Genomic DNA, 18589 nt, shown 5'->3' on the forward strand with positions numbered 1-18589 from the left:
AGCTGACGTTTCTTTATTTATTCGTTTTTGCCTGCCGGCCTTGATAGATTTGTTTGAAGACGTACACCGCGATGAACAGCGCAAACATACTTAGCAAACCAAACAGAATGGTTTTCGTACTGCCTGTTAGATTGCTGCCAACATACGAATAAACAACTGTCGCTGGTAATTGTCCAATTCCTGTGGCAATCAAGAACGGTATAGGCTTGATTGCCGTTAAACCTGCCGCATAGCTGACAAAATCAAAAGAGATAAATGGCAGCAGACGACAGATCAGAATGGTGTGCTTGCCATACCGATCAAAATAAGCGTCCAACGACTCTAATGAAAAATTCTTGTTCAATCGTTCTACGATATCTCGTCCTGCAATCCGCGCAATGTAGAAGCAAACGAGTGCTCCCGCCATCGCACTGGTCCAGGAAAGCAACGCGCCTTGCCACCAGCCAAAAACAGCCGCATTAGCAAACGTAATTAAGAAGGCTGGCAATGGTGCGATAATGGACTGGAACATCATCAGCAGAAATGAGATAACAACTGCCCAAATACCAAAGGAACGTAAATAGCCTACGATACTTTCCACACTCATCGAACGAAACAGCATCAACACCTGCGTGACCTTCGAGCGAACTCCTGGAACAAAGTAAAAGGCCACTACTGCTAGCAGCATAAACAGAATCAACAAGATTCTCGCAAGCTTGCGTTTATTTAGTTTAGACATTATTTTTCTACATCCTCAACTTTTGCCCAACGATAATAAGAGCCATCATAATTTTTTACTTGCTTGAAGCCGCACATATCCATCACTAATTCCATGTAGGCCGAACGAATGCCCGCTGTACAATAAGTAACGATTTTATCCTCTTTGGCTAATCCCGCATCCTCAAAAAGCTTGGTTAAATCTTTCTTACTTTTTAATTTTCCATTGCTATTGAACAAATCAGTAAAGGGAATATGAATCGCATCAGGCAAATGTCCGCCCTTGGCTTCTCCATACAAGACGTCTCCTTCGTATTCTTTATCCTCTCGGACATCGACGATTTTGTACTCATCATAGTCCTTTTTCAACTCATCTGTTCGAATGATATGTGTTTGATCAATTGAATCAATCGTGACATCAACTGGGTCCAATTTTGTGCTCTCGATATCCGTTTCTAATCCTGCTTTTTTTAAGGCTGCAAAGCCGCCATCAACCATTTTTACATCCTTGTAACCGGCTGCCAATAACTCCCAAGCAATTCGGCCATCATCGCCCCAGCCTTTTTGCGCTCCAGCAAACAGTACGATTTCTTTGTCTTTTGCGATCCCTTTCTCACCTAAGCGTTTAGCTAGTTCCTTCGGTTCAAGAACCAAGCCCCATTTCTCATCTCCTGAAGCGCCTTCTTCCACCGATGCTAAATTCTGCCAGCCGATCGCTGTCGCACCTTTTACGGTTCCTTTATTGGCTTCTTCTTCACCCCGCGCATCAATCAAAATAACATCGTCTAGGTTTTTCTTCACATAATCAGCATTTACAATGTATTCTCCAGTAAATGCTTCCGTTTCCTTTTTCGCCTTGGCTGTGTCGGTTGTTTCGTCACTTCCACCACCACAAGCAGTCAATCCTAGCGTAACTAACGCCAACAGTCCAATAATTGTTTTCTTCATCTTCTTCTCCATTCACTTGTCGTTTTTTGTTGACCCTAATGTTTCGGTCAAAGTCCAGGAATCCCCTCTCATTTGTGCAGCTACTACTTTCAGTAGATGCACTAAAAGAAACATACCCCCGTATGTTCTCAAACGACTTCTTACGGTGTAGGCATTATACCTATGGTAAAAGAAGCATCGTCAGGGAGGAGAATTTTAAATTCACATTCTTAGAGACTCTAAGGCAAGGTGTTACTCATAATCACCGATGAAAATTCAAAATACTCGCTCCCCTCTCACTCAAATTTTGCCCTTAGGTAAAGTATATAAAACGCTTTATTTTTTTACAATACGCCTTGTATTATTCTCACGAAAAACCAAACTATATCTTACTACATTTATTTTCGCTTCTTTTTCCCGAGCAGCTTGGCGACTCTTTGTTTCAGTTTCCGTTCATTTCTACCTTCTATAACTTGTTCTTCACTTTTGCCAAAATAGTCTTGTTTATTCTTTTGTTTTCCATCCTTTGTTTTTTTCTTACTGGTATTTTTGACTTTCTCCAATGTTCCTAGATTTCTTTCAAAAGGACGAACTATGTTTGAGCTTTCAGCTATCACTTTCGGTTCAAATTTCCCAATCCCTTTTGATTCCGAGGCATGGTTTAGTCCGTTAATTTCTTCTTCATTCGAATGTACTAAACCCTTCTTTCGCTCATTCGCTTTTTGCATTGAACTGGTTCCTTTTTGCACATTTATTTTCTGTTCACTTTTCACAAATGCGTACTCATCAGCTTCTGAAGGCTCCTCTAGTTCTTCCACATAATGCAGATCCGGAGCGAGTGCATCTCGGAAAACCTCAACAAATTCAGTAAATTTTCGTACGCCATTTGTCTCAAAAATGGTCAGCATTGTTAGAATTTTTAATGCACCTACCAATTCTTCTTCGTTTCTAACGGGATGTGCATTTTTTAGGGTCCAAGTATGCTTTCGGCCATTCGCCCCTTTGAAGGTAGAACGAAGAATAAACTGGTGATCGGCTAATTCATCCGTTCTCATTGAGTCTTTTTCCTTTAAATATCCCTTGCTTGCTCGTGCTTCTGCAGTAGCAGCGAGATAGTCCTGTTCATCTTTATATAAACGGTCAACGACGTTTCTCCATTCTTCTTCGTCAAAATATGCTTCGAAAAAGACACTGAAACGGCGCATCGTTGTACAAGGCACTGCCGTCAGGAATAGTTCTCTGATTAATTCATGACACATAAAAGAGAAATCCGCGACGGACAAAGCATGTCGTACAAGGAGTGCAACTGCATACTCAATAACAGACGGTACATCCTCTGTTTCACCGTATACTTGTAATATTCTTTTTTCTAAGTTTCCCTTCATCATATTCAGAAGCTGTCTTTGGCCTAATCGTTGTGTTTGCATAATTTCCACTCCTTAATTTTTATAGTATGTTTTAAGTCATTTCAAGTCGTACTATTTTTATCCTTCAATTAAAAATACGCTTTTATTTTTGTTTTCTCTAAATTTTATAAATTAAAATTATCGTTAAAAGAGACGAATTTGATTGAGTCTTTCAGTACTATTTTTTACCAGAAAATCAAAAACAGCTTCTATATCAATCAGGACTTTTTTACTCTGCTATAATCAAAGAAAGAATCTGAAGTCAAAGGAGTGGATAAAATTGAAGGGAAAAGAGGTAAGGATCGGTACTGGTTTATTAGTTGGCGATATGAAAAAGATGGTTCATTTCTACAGAGACCTATTGGGTTTTCAAACACAATGGACCGATGGAGATTTCGCTGAATTTGAAACAGCAAGCGGAGATTTGGCACTTTTTATGTATAGCCGTGAAGCTTTCGTGCAAGCTATTGATGAAAGCTACGTCCCTCCAAAAGGAATCAATCAAACCTTTGAGCTAGCTCTGTGGCTGCCCTGTTTTGCAGATGTAGATGCCGAATACGAACGATTATCAAAACTGGGGCTTTCCTTCCCAACAGGAGCACCTATGACCTTCTCTTTCGGTATACGTAATTTTTATGTCACTGATCCCGAAGGTAATCTACTTGAAATCGGGAGCACCAACGAACAGTATCCGCAACAAATACCCCGTCAGACAATGATCATCTGACGGGGTACTCTTTCTAAATTTAAATCAGCGCAGCAAGGAGACGATATCCTTTTTTGCGGCACTCTTTGCCGGCAGCCAGCTGAAGACGATTCCGATCACGACAGACAAGCCAAAGGCCAGCGTCACCGTAAACAGATCCGGACGAACCGACAGAGGTGTAAACATACTGATGGCAAATCCTAGCAGCATAGCGATTAGATAACCAATCGTGCCGCCCACTAAAGTTAGCGAGATACCTTCAAGTAAGAATTGCATCATAATATTGCCCTTTGTTCCACCCATAGCTCTTCGAACGCCGATCTCTTTGGTTCGTTCTGAGACAGAGATATAGATCATATTCATGACTCCAATCCCCGAAATAAATAGCGAGATACCACCAATCACTGAGATCAGTAAAGTAATACTAGTCAGCAGCATCCGTAATTGATCCACCTGTCCAGCCAAATCCTGACTCTTATAAGAGCCAAACTCTCGCCATGTTCCGTATTTTTTCAGCGTATCTTCGGCTTCTTTGGAGACATTCTTGATATTTGCCGTTTGGCTCATTTTGACTTGGATCATGCTACGGTCTTCCGTATTAAAATAATGTTCGTAAACATTTTCAGGAACCTCAGCAACAACATAGTCCTCCGAAGTGGAAACAATAGAACCGCCGTTTCGATCTTCCATAATTCCGACTACCTCAAAGAGATGTCCGCCAATTTTTATGCTTTGACCAATTAAAGTCTCTGTCTGTTCCTTTTTAATTGCCTTAGCCGCAGTTTGATCGATCACGACTACAGGATTTTCATTATAATAGTCACTATCTTGAATCGGTCGGCCATGAACAACCTTGGTCCCTTGACCTTTCAGCAGCTTAAAGCAATTCCAACGACCGTCATTTCCCACTTCATCAAAGGTTTGATCAGAATATTTGCTGCCGTTACGAGAATCATTGTAATAGTTCACCGATTGGACTCCAGGAATGCTCTCTAAGCGACTAATATCTTCTTCGGTAAAGGCATCTAAGCCATTTCCATAGAACGAATCATTTTTTGGTGTATAAGTGTAACCCACACTACCGTCAAATTGATCCAATCCAATGAATTCCGAGGCATAATTTTCAAAGGCACGCCCGATTGAAAAAACAGTAATTACCGCAGATACCCCAATAATCAAACCGATCATGGTTAAAAAGCTTCGCCGTTTGTTTTTCCCGATTGCCTTGAAGGAAGTCTTCCATACTTCACTAAACCGCATGAGAAACACCTTCTTCCACTATCTCGCCATCCTTCACCGTAATGATTCGTTGACAATAAGCCGCCGCATCAGGATCATGAGTGACCATCAAAATCGTTACTTTTTCTTCTTCATTCAATCGTTTAAATAATTGCATGATTTCTTCAGAAGTATGACTGTCTAATGCTCCTGTTGGTTCATCCGCTACGATAAATTTTGGGTTTCCGACAATCGCCCGAGCAATTGCCACCCGCTGCTGCTGTCCGCCTGAGAGCTGCTTGGGCAGTTTGTTGTATTTATCCGCGATACCAACTTTTCGCAAAGCCTCCATTACCAAAGGCTTGGTTTGCTTTTGCTTCATTCCGCCATATAGCAGCGGCATCGCCACGTTCTCCATCACTGTATTATTATCAATCAGCTGAAAGGACTGGAAAACGAACCCTACCGACTTATTGCGTAAAGCTGAAAGCTTCTCATCATTGAAACGATAGGCATCTTGCCCTTCAAAACGATAGCTTCCTTCAAAATCTCCATCAAGAAAACTGATCGTATTAATCAACGTCGATTTTCCCGAACCCGATGGTCCCATTACCGCCACAAACTCGTGTTCCTCAATCGTCAAGCTGATTGCTTTTAGGACATGGATGCGTTCTTGATCGGCGGTGTAAAATTTATTGATATTTTCCATCACAATCATTCAACTGTCACATCCATCCCATCTTTCATGCCCTTCGCATCTTTGATAATTTTGTCGTTTTCATTCAAACCTTCATGTAGCAAATAATAACCGTTTCCTTTTTCAACAGTCACTTCATGCTTTTCAGCCTTATTTTTAGCGACTGTATAAACATAGTATTTTCCGTCTTTTTCCACTACACTTTTCAACGGCAAATGAATCTCATTTCGCGGAATTAATAATTCTACAGAATAGCCTACAGGAATTGCTTCGTCAGGCACTGCTGTATAATTATAGGTGACCAAACTACTAGCATCTTCTTTTTCTGGTTCATTGTTCATCTCAGCCAGAGAGGTTACTTTCCCGGTCACTTTCTTTTCATTGTTTCCATAAGTAATTTCTATCGGCTCATTCAAAGCAACCTTGGAACGGTCATATTCCGTCACTTCTCCCTTGATAGCAGATTCTTCACTCTTCAAAACCATCAAAGCCTGCTGCGGATCGTTTTTTGCATCCTCATTTAAAGCGGTCACAACGGAATCATTCGCCGCACGAATGACTTCTCCCCAACGATAGGTCACTAAAATTTGATCTTTTATTACATGATCTCCTTCACTTACATGAATCGTCTGGACAGGACCTTTTTCCGTATCCACTAGAACCGTTTGTTTTTTCGTTGATTGAACTTGCCCCTTTAAATGCAACGGCGTTTGCTTGTTGACTTGGTACATTTCTACTGATGTATCCGCTTTTGCTTTTGCCTGCGTGTTTTGATAGAGAAAAAAGCCTGCCCCCGCAACTACTAACACACTTATACCTATAAATATTTTTTTCATTTTCGACTCCATTCCTTCCGTTATAAAATTAGTGCATTTGTTCTTTACTCTATAAATTTTAGAGGAAAGACCTGTCTACTACTTCCAACGAAAGTACAAATTCTAGATAGGACTTTAGGCCGAAGAACATTTGTTTTTTTTACTAAACAGTGTTTCATGTATTTAACTATGAAAACGTTTAATCGAGAAATCACAAAAAAATCTCTTTACATCCTGTTAACCATCCAGTATACTTTCGTTAACCAAAACAAAATATTAAGTTAACGAAAGAGTGAGTATAGTGAAATTAACAAGTCGAGAAATTGTTTTAGCCGGATTATTTGCCGCAATCATTGGAATTTTATCTCAATTTACAATTCCTTTTGGACCGATTCCATTAACCCTGCAAACCTTTGCTGTTGGGTTTGTCGTGACGATCTTAGGAAAAAAAACTGGAACCATCGCTGTTGCGATCTATCTGTTAATGGGGATGATCGGCTTACCCGTATTAGCTGGCGGTTCTGCCGGAATTGTTCATTATTTTGGACCAACAGGCGGCTTTTTAGTTGGATTTATCTTTCAGGCCTTCTTTACTGGGTTGATTATCGAAAAGACCCGTTTTAATTATTTTTGGTCAATCCTCGCAAATGTAGTTGGCGCCTTTATTACCCTGTTTTTCGGATCATTATGGTTAAAATATAGCGGCAGCCTTCCTTGGGACGCAGCCTTTTCAGCTGGAATGATTCCCTTTATCCTGCCAGGCTTGATCAAAGCACTAGCCGCGGGCTATCTAGGAGCTCTGATTGGTAAAAGATTATCCTTCACACACTTGGTGTATCGTTAAGTTTCCGAAAATCGGAAACTTTTTTTCTTGACATTTTAATCAGGTACCCTTATTATATCTATTCATAAGGTGCCCTTATTAAAATAATGAAAGAAGCGAGCAACTATGAAAAAAGTTTTATTCTTAAATGTAACTACCCACGGCCATGTTAATCCTTCACTTGGTTTAGTCAAAGAGCTGAACAATCGCGGGATTGAGGTCGTTTATTTTTCAAGTGAAGAATTCCGTGAAAAGATCGAAGAAGCTGGCGCTGATTACCGCGCCTATCATTATGATCTAAATATTTTTAAAAACGGCTTTAATGTATTATTAGACCACGGCTTAGACATTATGCAAGATATTCTAGAGCAGATACAAGACGATTCCTTTGACGCAGTCATTCATTCTGTGGCTATGCCCTTCAGCAAACAGCTCGCTAACTATTTGATGGTTCCTGCTATTTCCATGCTAGCTGTCTTCATGGGAATGCAGGACTTCATGAAACCTGACAAAACGCATTTAGCGGGGAAATTCAAGACGATGAACGATGCCTATCTTTTGGAAGCAAAAAAAATTGAGCAGGCACTGCCTGTATCTATGCCCCCTCGTTTTTTTGATTTGATTTTTAATATTGAACCAATAAATATTGTCTTTACCTCTGAATATTTTCTACCTGAAAATGAACAAGAATTCTTTGATGAAAAGTTTGTCTTAGTTGGTGCAGACAGTTATCAGCGTTTGGAAGATACCTCTAATTTTCCAATTGAACGTTTAAAGAAAGCTAAAAAAGTTTTGTATGTCTCCTTCGGCACTATTTTTGGCGACTACGCAAAAGAGATTTATACAAAAGTTTTTGAAGCATTTAGCGACACCGACTACCTAGTTGTCCTAGCAGCCCATCAGGTTAGTCTAAAAGATCTGGCTATTCCAAAAAATTTCATCGTTCAAGATTATCTTCCGCAAAATGAAGTGTTGAAATACGCAGACGTAGCAATCACTCATAACGGCTTAAACAGCATGAATGATTTAATCTTAAATGACGTTCCCTTTGTCTCTCTGCCAATGGGCTCGGATCAACCAGCACTTGCTTATCGTTTAGTCGAGCTAAAGGCAGCTATTTGTTTAGATTATCAACAGGTAAGCAGTGATGAATTAAAAGCAGCTGTAGAAAACGTTCAGATTAACCCTAGCTATTTAAGCAATTTGAAGCATATCAAGCAATCCTTTTTAGCCGCTGGCGGCTATAAAAAAGCGGCAGACGCTATCGAAGATTATTTAAACTGAATGAAAACCGCAATCCTTCATTTTAAGAAAGATTGCGGTTATTGTTCTTTTCGAGTTCCTTTTTAGCCAACAATAGTGCGCCAATCAGGCCACTTTCATTTGGTAAACCCCATCGAAGGATATATTCTTCCGCTTTGGGAACTTCCATATAACCAGCCATTAATTCTGTGAATTGGCTCTGGACCTTTTTAAGTAAATGATCTTGATTCATGACACCGCCGCCTAAAACAATCACCTCTGGCGCCAAAATCAAGGTATACGTCATTAATGCTTGTGCTAAATAATTCGCCTGCAAGTCCCAGATAGAATGATCCAACGGTAACTCTTCTCCCTTAATTCCGGTACGCGCTTCTAATGAAGGCCCTGCCGCTAATCCTTCCAGACAATCTTTATGGTATGGGCACGTCCCTGAATAGGTATCCTCAGGGTGACGCTTAATATACAGATGCCCCATTTCTGGATGAGAGATTCCTTGAAAAACTTCGTCGTTTATTACGACACCACCGCCAATTCCTGTACCGATGGTTAAATAAATACAGCTATGTTTTCCTTTCGCTGCACCCTGTTTAATCTCACCGAATGCTGCAGCATTCACATCCGTGGTCCAAGCTGTTGGCACCTGATATCGTTGCTTCATTTGGCCTAAGAAATCCACACCCCTCCAGCCCGCTTTAGGTGTTGCTAAAATATGACCATAATTTTCTTGATCCGGTTGAATGCCGATAGGACCAAATGATCCAATTCCCATCGCATCAATTGGATACTGATCAAAGAAAGCAAAAACCTTCTTAAAAGTCGTTTGTGGGTCAGTTGTCGGTATACTGATTTTTTCTTTTACATGGAACTTATCATCAGCCACGGCACAAATAAATTTTGTGCCGCCTGCTTCGATCCCTCCGTACAGCATGTTCTCCTCCTAAAAAAAGCCGAGGGAAATTCCCTCGGCAGCTTTGTTTAATTTTGTTCTTGTCTCCAAGGTTGAACGTTTTCTTTGCGATAAACCGCTGCTTGACCGATTGAATTAAACAATTCCATTTTTTGCTTAACAACCGCCTTCGCTGCATCAATACATTCTGGATAAATCGCATTTGCATCCCATAATTCTGTCGTCGAAAGAATTTCGCGACATTTTTTGTAGAAGGCATATTTGTAATCAGAAGAGATATTGACTTTTTGAATGCCGATTTGAACAGCTTTAGCAATTTCCTCATCTGGATTGGCAGAGCCGCCATGTAAAACTAGCGGAATATCCACTCTATTTTTAATGTCTTCTAAAACATCCATTTTCAATGCCGGTTTAATATCTTTTGGATAAATTCCGTGAGCCGTCCCAATCGCAACAGCTAACGTATCAATCCCGGTTTTTTCAATAAACTCTTCGGCATCCTCTGGTTTCGTGTAGATAACTTCCGATACGCCACCTTCAATAGAAGTACCTGTATTACCGATCGTCCCTAGTTCACCCTCGACAGAAACACCAATCTTATGGCAAACATCTACCACTTCTTTAGTGATGGCAATATTTTCTTCAAACGGTAGCAATGAGCCATCAATCATGACTGAACTAAATCCACAGTGGATCGCACGCATAATGCTTGCTAGGTTATCCCCGTGGTCCATGTGGATAACAAATGGAACCGAACTATTTTTCGCACGAGAAACAGCATACTGGAAAAATTCATCCTTCGTAAAGTCTAACTCTGTTGGATGTACCGCAATGATTGCCGGTGCATCGTTTTCTTCCGCTGCTTCGATAACAACTCGTAAGAAATTACTGTCTGCGACGTTGAAAGCTCCCACAGCGAATTTGTTTTCCTTGGCGATTTCCAGCATTTGATTCATATTAATTAACATTTGACTTTGTCTCCATTCTCTTCTTATGATTTATTTTTAGAACCCGAAAGTTCGATGTACCGTTTGACCATTTCTTTCCCTGCCGCCATCGTTTGATGAATGAGCGTAGGATAATCCACTTCTGGATTTTCTTTTAGTTGTTTCTGAATTTCGGCCTTTTGTGCCTTCATGAAGTCAGAACCAACATTAATCTTGTTAATCCCTAATTCGATTGAGCGCAAAATATTTTTTTCACCCGCACCAGAACCCCCATGCAAGACTAAAGGCAAGTTCGTTGCCGCTTTGATTTTTTCTACAATATCGAAACGAAAAGCTGGTACATAGCCATCTGGATAGTCCCCATGACTTGAGCCATAAGATAATGCTAAGCAGTCCACACCTGTCTCCTGGATAAAGCGAATCGCCTCGTCAGGATCTGTGTACATCTCATCATTTGTGAAATGATCCCCTGCTACAGCTCCCATATCCCCAACTTCAGCTTCTACACTGGCGTGATAAATTTGTGCCAACTCCACCATCGCTTTTGTGATCCGAATATTTTCTTCCAGCGGATACATCGACGCATCCATCATGACACTGGAAAAACCTTCATGCAGACACTGCTTTACAAACGCAACATCTTGTCCGTGATCCAAGTTGATCGCTACTTCAACCTTCGCATTGTTTGCCATTCGAATGATTGGCTTGGTTAAATAGCGAATGTCCAAGTGTTCCTTCAAATGATCCTGCAGCAGATCAATAATGATCGGCGAGCGCATTTCCTCCGCTGCTTCTATTACTGCTTTAGCCGTTTCTAAGTTAAAACAATTGATCGCCATTACAGCATAGTTTTCACGATTGGCTTTTTGTAACATCTCTTTCATCGAAACATACATGCAACAAGTCTCCTTCTATATTCTAGGAACCTCTACTTCTAACTAACAAATCCTCTGCTACGAAATTTTAATAGAAGAAAAATCTACTTCTTCCTCTTCCTCATCATCCTTGATATCATTTTCAACAGGGGCTTTCTTCAACGCGAACAAAAGAATTCCTGTAATGGCAGAACCAATCAATAAAGCGAGTGTGAATTTCAACGGATCAGTCATCGCCGGGATAATGAAGACCCCGCCTGAAGGAACTGGTGAACCCACTCCCCATGACATGCTCAGGCCCCCACCAATCGCCGCACCTACTGTACAAGAGAAAATCACACGTAGTGGATCAACTGCCGCAATAGGAATGACGCCTTCCGTGATCATACAAAGTCCCATTGGAAACGCGATTTTGATATTGTCCTGTTCCTCTTTTGAATATTTCGGTTTGCGGAAAATTTTAGACAATACCCAAGAAATTGTTACACCAAATGGCGGTACCATTGAAGCCAATACCTTCACTGCTTCTGGCCCTTGAATTCCTTCTAATAGCAGTCCATCCGCAAAGAGTGAAGCCACCTTGTTGACTGGACCTCCAAAGTCGAAGGCTGCCATTCCACCTACAATTGACCCAAACAAGAAATTTCCTGAACCCTGCAGGCCTTGTAAGAACTCAGTTAACGCTTCTGTTGCCCAAACAATCGGCACACCAATGACAAAGAACATCAATAATCCAATGATCAAGGTAGATAAGAGCGGAACGATCATCATCGGCATCAAACCTTGTGCCCATTTTGGCACTTTCAAGTTTTTCACTAGGAACAGGACGAAGAAACCAACCAAATAACCACCTAACATCCCGCCCAAGAACCCAGCACCAATGGAATTAGCGATTAACCCCATAAACAAACCAGGTCCGATACCCGGACGGTCAGCAATTGAATAAGCGATCGCTGCTGAAATAACTGGAGCTAACAGACCCATTCCTAACACACCCAGTGAAACCAGTGCATCTGGAACCGAATAGGCTGCCTTGTAATCCTCGATGACACCACCACCAGTCAGATTCCCAATCGCGATCAGCAACCCTGCCGTAACAACAACCGGTAACATGTACGAGATTGCCGTCAAAGCATGTTTTTTCAATTGAAGCTTCTTAAACATTTCATTCATCTCCTTTTTCATATTAATGAATTAATTTTTCCTAGGAAAAATTAGTTCGTTTTTCAAGCCGTATATCATTCCACTATTTGCTTTTTACTAACATATAGGCTAGCTCATTAATAATGTGTGAATTTTCCTAGTGCGAAAATTCAACGGGTTTTCGTACGCATACCATTCTACTAATCTTGCTGAAGCAAGAAGTAGAACTGGCAAACTGATATCCTTTTTCATATTAATGATTTCATTCTTTATGCCTTAATGATTTCTTCTTCGATCTTGTTGATCAGTCCTTTTGGCGCTTTGATGACCATGCTTGTTGGGACTTCTACCACCTTTTTCCCTTCAAAGCGATCTTTTCCACCAACTTTGATGTCTGCTGCGATGATCACTACATCAGCGTCTTTGATTTCCTCCATAGTCAGTTCGTCTTCCGTACCGATCGTTCCCTGTGTCTCGATGTGGGCCGTGTGCCCGAGAGCTTTAGCGGCCTTTTCCAATTTTTGCTTTGCGATGTACGTATGGGCGATTCCGGAAGTACATGCGGCGATTCCAACAATTTTCATCATCTATTCCTCCATTTTCTTTTTTTTACTCTTCTTCCATTGGATCTCGTGATAATAATTCCATCATTTCTGCTTTTGTTTCAGCGTTGACCATATTTTCAATAAAATCCTCATCCGCTAAAAGCATCGCGACTTTTTGCAATAGTTTAATGTGCATCGTGTTCGCATCCGTGTTCTTGACTGCAAACAAGATAATCACCCGGACCGGCTCCTCATCCAATGATTCCCATTCTATTGGCGTCTTCGCTTTTCCGACGACTAACGACGTTTTAATTACGCTATCAGATTTCCCATGAGGAATAGCGATACTATTACCGATTCCAGTCATCCCTTCTGCTTCCCGCGCAAACACATCGGCGGCAAATTCTTCCTCGTCCTCAATGTCCCCATTGGCCATCAGTAAACGCGTCAATTCATAAATGGCTTCCTCTTTTGTTGTCGCTTTCATTTCTAATTGAATCAATTCTTCGGTAATTACATCGGCGATACTGAAATCGTCCATCATTTGCTCTGCTTTCATCTCACATCTCTCCTAACATCTCTTTCACTCGTTTTTCATCTTGTTTGGTAAATACTGAATTAACTAAAATCGTTGGGATCATCATCTCGACTGTCAAATGAACGGTCGTTAAAATCAGATCAATATTTTGGTATTTTTCTGGTGCTTTGGAAAATTTTCGCGCGGAAAGAACATCTACAATCTCTAATTCTGGAAAGGCTTTTCGAACCTTTACCTTTAGCAGCTCGGAGGTTCCTACCCCACTGCTGCACATAATCAATACTCGCTTTTTCGAATGAATCATTTCTTTATACTTCACAAAATATAGGGTTAAAAAGCCGATCTCGTCTTCCGAAATCTCATTGAGCTGATACTCTTCTTCCGCTGCTTTACTAACCTGCCGAACCTGTTGAAAAATCTCTGGATATTCCAGCTTGATATCCCCTAACAAATCATTCTTAACGATGATTTCATTTTTCAAACGATACAATAATGGATCAATGTGCTCGTATAAATCTTGACGATTTGGCTGTTGATCCACTTTCATCCCCATCAAATGACTCATTTCTTTCGCGAAAAAATCAGTAATTGCTAGCGCCTCTTTGGATTTCCGATTCAACTTGATCGGTTCCTTCTCCATTCGTGAAGAAATCAGATACTGAAATAAGTAAAAGGTTTCGCTTTCCGGTAAAACAATATTCAGGTAATGATTCAGCTTCGTAATGACCATCCTAGAGAGCTGATACAACTGATCATATTGTGTGATCAGCTCCTCTTCGTCAGGGTCTAATAACTCTGCGCAAGTATCCGCGTGAATTTCTCCCTCCCGCACTCGTTTGATCAAAATATAAATGTGGGAAAAGATGTTGCTATTATAGGGGTATGCGATCCCATTCTGTAATTTTCTTTCGATATACTCTAATAAAGAGGTAATAAAATTAATGTCATAGGAACTGATTTTTTCCTGCTGGGTAGAAAAGTCCTCTTCCCAAACTCGATTCGCACTAATCAAATGATTGACGGCCTTGCGAATATGCTTTTCTGTTCCTTCGATTGACACTCGCTGCCCTTTACGAATCAGGGATAATTGATACTTCTGCAAGAACTCGTTCATCCGTACCAAATCATTCGTTATCACTGTATTGCTGACGTAATACTCCTCAAACAGCTCTTGAATCAATACCTTCTTTGGCGATTTGAATAACAAGGAAAGTAAAATCGTATTCCTTCTTTCCAGTGGACCTTGGACCGTATCTCCTCCTCGTTTGCGTACACTTTCTTTTAAATAATTGTCATAATCTAAACGAAAACCTTTTCCGACCTCCGCTGAAATCAACTCTCCATCATCCGACGCTTCATTGATTTTTTTGATCGTTCGGTAAATTGTTTTCGTGGAAACATTGGCAAATTCAGCTAACTCTTGAGCGGTAAGTGTCATCCCATGTTTGATAAACAATTCGATCAATTGTGTTTCACGTTTGCTTAGCTGCATTTTGTCAACCTCCTTGTCCTTAATATAGCTCATTTTTTTCTACGTACATTTTTTCTTGTGTCCATTGAAATGGACATTTACATAAAACGCTTTCAATAACTATTCAAAACTAAAATAGAAAAATAACTGATCTTCCAAAAGGCCCAGAGATTCTTCTTTCTTTGGAAAACGCCCCAGACTGACCAATTTTCCCGAAATTTTCTTTGGGTCTTGGTTGGATAAAAAAAACAGCGAATAAATCGCTGTCTATCAGTGTGGCTGCATCCTCCGTCCAAAAAAACTGTCTAGCATACTATTTTACGAAAAGAAGAATACACGATATTTTAATTTTTCACTGGTGTAACACTTGCTTCAATCGCCAATTGATAAATTGGTACCAACTGTTGATAAGTCTCTATCATGAACTGTTGCGCTGCTTCTGGGTCCTTCCATATCGGATCTGACTTTTTTATGATCCGTCCAACCTGGAACTCGCCTTTTTTCACATCACGGAATCGTTTCAACAGTCTTTCCAGACTTTCTGAGGATAACGCTTCTACATTTGATTTCGTGTGATCACCGGATACAACAAAATCTGAGGCTAACGTGTCAAAGGCTTTTTGATTGTCTAGCAAAACCTGAGCGATTGCTTGTTCATTTTTGGGCTGATCGATGCAAGACAACCACATAAAGACATAGTCTGGCCAGATCCCTAATTGGAAATGCGGCTCCATCTTATAGCCACGCTTTTGTCGGCTCAAGGCAGACCAGGTATTTTCTGGCGGATATGTCGTGCGGCGGCGGTGCTGGGCGATGTGGATAAATAATTTTTCATCCAGCAGCGGTTCCAGCGCTGCTTGAAATACTTCATCTAAGTGTTGAAATGTCGGCTGAATCTCTTCACGAATAGCCGTCATTCGTCCGTCAAGCCCCTCCACTTCAAATACCTCAAAACTCTTTTCTGTGAACATATCATTCCTCCTATTTCCTATTATAGCAATTCTACTCATCTTGTCTTCCCCCCACAAGTCAAGGACTACCTTTTTCTGATAGAAACGACGAAACACTTTTTTTCTTTCTCCGATTTTGACAAATAGACGGACAAAATTTGTTTAAATCTTCCTATTCTTTTCCCATTTTAAAGAAATTATTTCCCTCTCTTTGTTAAATCAAGTATATTATAAGTAGCCATTTTATTATTGGAGATTCAGAAAGTTATTTCTGAGGAGGGTAAAACGAATGATTTCAGACGCAATCGGGTTCGAGAAAAAATTTCGTTTAAAAGAAGATAAAAAATTTGAACACTATAAGATCATGCTTCCGAAATTACGGGAAAATGATGTCATGATAAAAATTGCCGCTATTTCCATCAGCACCTTAGATACACAGATTCGCCAAACGATTAAAGGGGCAAAAAAACCTTATATTTTAGGCTTTGGTGGCGTAGGAATCATCACTCGTCTTGGCAGCAGTAACCCGCGTCTGAATGTAGGAGATCGGGTATTGTATGTAAATAAAGTCGGAAAATACGGCAGCTACAGTAATTTTCAAATCGCGGATGTTCGTTCCATCGTAAAATTGCCAGACTCTTTTCCTACAGATGAAGCCGCCGCTTTCTCTTATAGTTTTTTCTTAGCCTTCGAAGTGCTGTTCAAGCAGCTGCAATTAACGCCAAAACCAAGAAAGAACCAAGGAAACCTGTTGATCTTGAATACTTCCGACGGATTAGGCGCAACAATTATCCAGTTAGCGAAATGGGCGGGACTGAAGGTTGCCGCTACTATCAACAAAAACAACTCTGAAATTTGGATCAAAAACATGGGGGCTGATGTGGTACTGTCACAATCCACTCACCTGTCACGGGACTTAGAGGCTGCAGAGATGACACCCATTGATTACGTGATCAACCTGGATACAGAAAAGGAAAAGAGCTTTGATCATTTAGCCGAATTCAAAGGCACGGCTAAGGTTCTCCTATTGCATTTTATTAAGAAGAAAAGCAAAAATTTGGATCCGGAGTATCTTCATTTCTACTGTGAAGAGTTTTTAGAAGCTTCTTTTACTACGGAGGAAGGCATCGAGTATTCACACAATGTGATGGAGCTGCTGGTCTATCTCTGGGAGAAAAATCAATTGAAATCGATTTTAACGGCACAGCTGAATGGTTTCTCTGACAAAAACTTTTACGGAGCTCATAAATTGATTGAAAACAATCCGAACTTCCGACATCTTGTTTTGATCAACTGACAAAATCTCGTTCCTTTGAACGGGATTTTTTTATTAACTGGAAATTTTTGAATAGAAAGCCCATTTCCTCGCCTTTCATAACTTATGTTGTCATTTCTCATAGAAATTTATAGTTTTTCTGAGGTTAACATTTGCTAATTACAAAGATAGGGATTAAGATATAAAATGAAATTTTCATTTACATTTTCATTTCAAATATTTTTAGGAGGTTTTTATGGATTATTCACTGACTACTCGGTTAGCTGCTGAGTTCTTGGGGACTGCTTTGTTAGTAATGCTAGGAAACGGCGCAGTTGCCAACGTTGATTTGAGAGGTACAAAAGGTTACGGTAGTGACTGGATGTTGATTGCTGTAGGTTATGGATGTGGGGTTATGATTCCGGCAATGATCTTCGGCGGTATCAGCGGAAACCACATCAATCCGGCATTTACAATTGGTTTGGCCGTTAGCGGCTTCTTTCCTTGGTCTGAAGTTCTTCCTTACATCGTGGTCCAATTACTTGGTGCGATGGTCGGTCAATTAGTCGTTGTAGCGAGCTACAAGCCTTACTATGATCAAACAGAAGACAAATTGCATGTATTAGGAACATTCTCAACAATCAATAGTGTTGGTTCTAAGTTCAATGGATTCGTGAATGAGTTCTTTGGTTCATTCATTTTATTCTTCGGTGCCCTTGGGATTACGAAAGCACCTTTCTTCCAAAACAACTTAGGAACTGCTCACTTGGCATTAGGTTTCTTAGTATGGACATTGGTTGCATCCTTCGGTGGACCAACTGGCCCTGGTTTGAATCCAGCGCGTGACTTAGGTCCTCGTATCATGCACGCATTATTACCATTGAAACACAAAGGCGATTCACAATGGAGTTATTCATGGGTACCTGTTTTAGCCCCTATTGTCGCTTCCATCGTTGCCATCGCATTATATAAAGCACTATTCATTTAAACGTAAAAACACACTGTCGTAAAAGTTGCGACAGTGTGTTTTTTTGCTAATTTCTAGTCGATAATTTCCGTTCTTCTCTTTTCCTTAATAATCCGATCCGTCTCCAAGTCCATCACAACAGGCTTTGGGTCTGGGATCACAACTAAGATATCTTGGTTTTTCCCAATTTTATGCTGCTCCACTCTGATTTCTTTCTGCTGATCTTCGATTGAAAGTTGTTGCGCGGCATGTTGTTCATTCTTGATTTCATCAATAAAGTCATTTGGTTGGATAGGCGGGACGATGTCATGTTCATGCATTGGAATTACCTCCAAAGAATTTTCTTGTTACTAACAGTGTACTCGCCCCTTCTGTTATTCGCAATTTGAATTGTGTTCCATTCTTTGGCTCATCCTTTCGCGGAATACTTGTTTCATCCA

General features: G+C 40.5%; 20 protein-coding genes. 5 read left to right on the top strand and 15 right to left on the bottom strand.

Annotated elements, in window-relative coordinates; genetic code table 11:
* Window positions 1-13: 13 nt before the first annotated feature.
* The 3 genes from RV13_RS05265 to RV13_RS05275 all read right to left on the bottom strand — a co-directional run bounded on the left by RV13_RS05265 (window position 14) and on the right by RV13_RS05275 (window position 3050).
* Entirely contained in the window at window positions 14-718 is a 705-nt protein-coding gene (locus RV13_RS05265) for a TVP38/TMEM64 family protein (protein WP_010745277.1), read from the bottom strand.
* Complete coding sequence (locus RV13_RS05270) at window positions 718-1644, bottom strand: sulfurtransferase (RefSeq protein ID WP_010745276.1); 927 nt, start codon at window positions 1642-1644, stop codon at window positions 718-720. The genes RV13_RS05265 and RV13_RS05270 overlap by 1 nt, the downstream gene beginning before the upstream one ends.
* Window positions 1645-2021: 377 nt before the next feature.
* Window positions 2022-3050, bottom strand: a complete 1029-nt coding sequence (locus RV13_RS05275; protein ID WP_010745275.1) for a hypothetical protein — start codon at window positions 3048-3050, stop codon at window positions 2022-2024.
* A 259-nt stretch (window positions 3051-3309) separates the two neighbouring features.
* On the opposite strand from RV13_RS05275, the gene RV13_RS05280 reads away from it, so the two are divergent.
* Window positions 3310-3756, top strand: coding sequence for a VOC family protein (locus RV13_RS05280; RefSeq protein ID WP_010745274.1), 447 nt, complete (start codon window positions 3310-3312; stop codon window positions 3754-3756).
* A gap of 24 nt (window positions 3757-3780) precedes the next feature.
* Here RV13_RS05280 and RV13_RS05285 read toward each other — a convergent pair whose 3' ends face one another.
* From RV13_RS05285 to RV13_RS05295, 3 genes are read right to left on the bottom strand one after another with little or no spacing between them, the layout of a single operon-like run.
* Window positions 3781-4995, bottom strand: coding sequence for an ABC transporter permease (locus tag RV13_RS05285; RefSeq protein ID WP_010745273.1), 1215 nt, complete (start codon window positions 4993-4995; stop codon window positions 3781-3783).
* Entirely contained in the window at window positions 4985-5671 is a 687-nt protein-coding gene (locus RV13_RS05290; RefSeq protein WP_010745272.1) for an ABC transporter ATP-binding protein, read from the bottom strand. The genes RV13_RS05285 and RV13_RS05290 overlap by 11 nt, the downstream gene beginning before the upstream one ends.
* Window positions 5668-6486 carry an efflux RND transporter periplasmic adaptor subunit gene (locus RV13_RS05295; RefSeq protein ID WP_010745271.1) on the bottom strand — a complete coding sequence of 273 codons (819 nt, stop codon included), beginning with the start codon at window positions 6484-6486 and terminating at the stop codon, window positions 5668-5670. The genes RV13_RS05290 and RV13_RS05295 overlap by 4 nt, the downstream gene beginning before the upstream one ends.
* Window positions 6487-6766: 280 nt before the next feature.
* On the opposite strand from RV13_RS05295, the gene RV13_RS05300 reads away from it, so the two are divergent.
* Both RV13_RS05300 and RV13_RS05305 read left to right on the top strand, forming a co-directional pair.
* On the top strand, window positions 6767-7309 hold the full coding sequence (locus RV13_RS05300) for a biotin transporter BioY (protein WP_010745270.1): 543 nt from the start codon (window positions 6767-6769) through the stop codon (window positions 7307-7309).
* A 105-nt stretch (window positions 7310-7414) separates the two neighbouring features.
* Window positions 7415-8572, top strand: a complete 1158-nt coding sequence (locus RV13_RS05305; protein ID WP_010745269.1) for a macrolide family glycosyltransferase — start codon at window positions 7415-7417, stop codon at window positions 8570-8572.
* A gap of 22 nt (window positions 8573-8594) precedes the next feature.
* Here the strand turns inward: RV13_RS05305 and RV13_RS05310 are convergent, their stop codons facing one another.
* From RV13_RS05310 to RV13_RS05345, 8 genes are all read right to left on the bottom strand, one after another.
* Window positions 8595-9476, bottom strand: coding sequence for an ROK family protein (locus RV13_RS05310; protein WP_028020027.1), 882 nt, complete (start codon window positions 9474-9476; stop codon window positions 8595-8597).
* Window positions 9477-9526: 50 nt separating this feature from the next.
* Window positions 9527-10426 (bottom strand): ketose-bisphosphate aldolase, encoded by a 900-nt coding sequence (locus RV13_RS05315; RefSeq protein ID WP_028020028.1) that lies wholly within the window; start codon window positions 10424-10426, stop codon window positions 9527-9529.
* A 23-nt stretch (window positions 10427-10449) separates the two neighbouring features.
* The gene (locus RV13_RS05320) at window positions 10450-11301 is read right to left on the bottom strand and encodes a class II fructose-bisphosphate aldolase (RefSeq protein WP_010745265.1); all 852 of its coding nucleotides are present in this window, start codon (window positions 11299-11301) and stop codon (window positions 10450-10452) included.
* A gap of 57 nt (window positions 11302-11358) precedes the next feature.
* Window positions 11359-12444 (bottom strand): PTS fructose transporter subunit IIC, encoded by a 1086-nt coding sequence (locus RV13_RS05325; protein WP_010745264.1) that lies wholly within the window; start codon window positions 12442-12444, stop codon window positions 11359-11361.
* A gap of 248 nt (window positions 12445-12692) precedes the next feature.
* On the bottom strand, window positions 12693-13007 hold the full coding sequence (locus RV13_RS05330; RefSeq protein WP_028020029.1) for a PTS fructose transporter subunit IIB: 315 nt from the start codon (window positions 13005-13007) through the stop codon (window positions 12693-12695).
* Between the two features lie 25 nt (window positions 13008-13032).
* Window positions 13033-13527 carry a PTS sugar transporter subunit IIA gene (locus RV13_RS05335; protein ID WP_010745262.1) on the bottom strand — a complete coding sequence of 165 codons (495 nt, stop codon included), beginning with the start codon at window positions 13525-13527 and terminating at the stop codon, window positions 13033-13035.
* A gap of 1 nt (window position 13528) precedes the next feature.
* The gene (locus RV13_RS05340; protein WP_010745261.1) at window positions 13529-14998 is read right to left on the bottom strand and encodes a BglG family transcription antiterminator; all 1470 of its coding nucleotides are present in this window, start codon (window positions 14996-14998) and stop codon (window positions 13529-13531) included.
* Between the two features lie 323 nt (window positions 14999-15321).
* The gene (locus RV13_RS05345; protein WP_010745260.1) at window positions 15322-15948 is read right to left on the bottom strand and encodes a DUF1054 domain-containing protein; all 627 of its coding nucleotides are present in this window, start codon (window positions 15946-15948) and stop codon (window positions 15322-15324) included.
* Window positions 15949-16216: 268 nt separating this feature from the next.
* On the opposite strand from RV13_RS05345, the gene RV13_RS05350 reads away from it, so the two are divergent.
* Together RV13_RS05350 and RV13_RS05355 are read left to right on the top strand one after the other, a co-directional pair.
* The gene (locus tag RV13_RS05350; protein ID WP_010745259.1) at window positions 16217-17224 is read left to right on the top strand and encodes an alcohol dehydrogenase catalytic domain-containing protein; all 1008 of its coding nucleotides are present in this window, start codon (window positions 16217-16219) and stop codon (window positions 17222-17224) included.
* Between the two features lie 214 nt (window positions 17225-17438).
* A complete protein-coding gene (locus RV13_RS05355; protein ID WP_010745258.1) occupies window positions 17439-18170 on the top strand; it encodes an MIP/aquaporin family protein in 732 nt (243 codons plus the stop codon).
* 53 nt (window positions 18171-18223) lie between these two features.
* Here RV13_RS05355 and RV13_RS05360 read toward each other — a convergent pair whose 3' ends face one another.
* Window positions 18224-18469: a hypothetical protein gene (locus RV13_RS05360; protein ID WP_010745257.1), complete on the bottom strand. Its 246-nt coding sequence runs from the start codon at window positions 18467-18469 to the stop codon at window positions 18224-18226.
* Window positions 18470-18589 lie beyond the last annotated feature (120 nt).

Origin of the sequence: Enterococcus raffinosus, from assembly GCF_001886185.1 — a bacterium.
Taxonomy (GTDB): domain Bacteria; phylum Bacillota; class Bacilli; order Lactobacillales; family Enterococcaceae; genus Enterococcus_A; species Enterococcus_A raffinosus.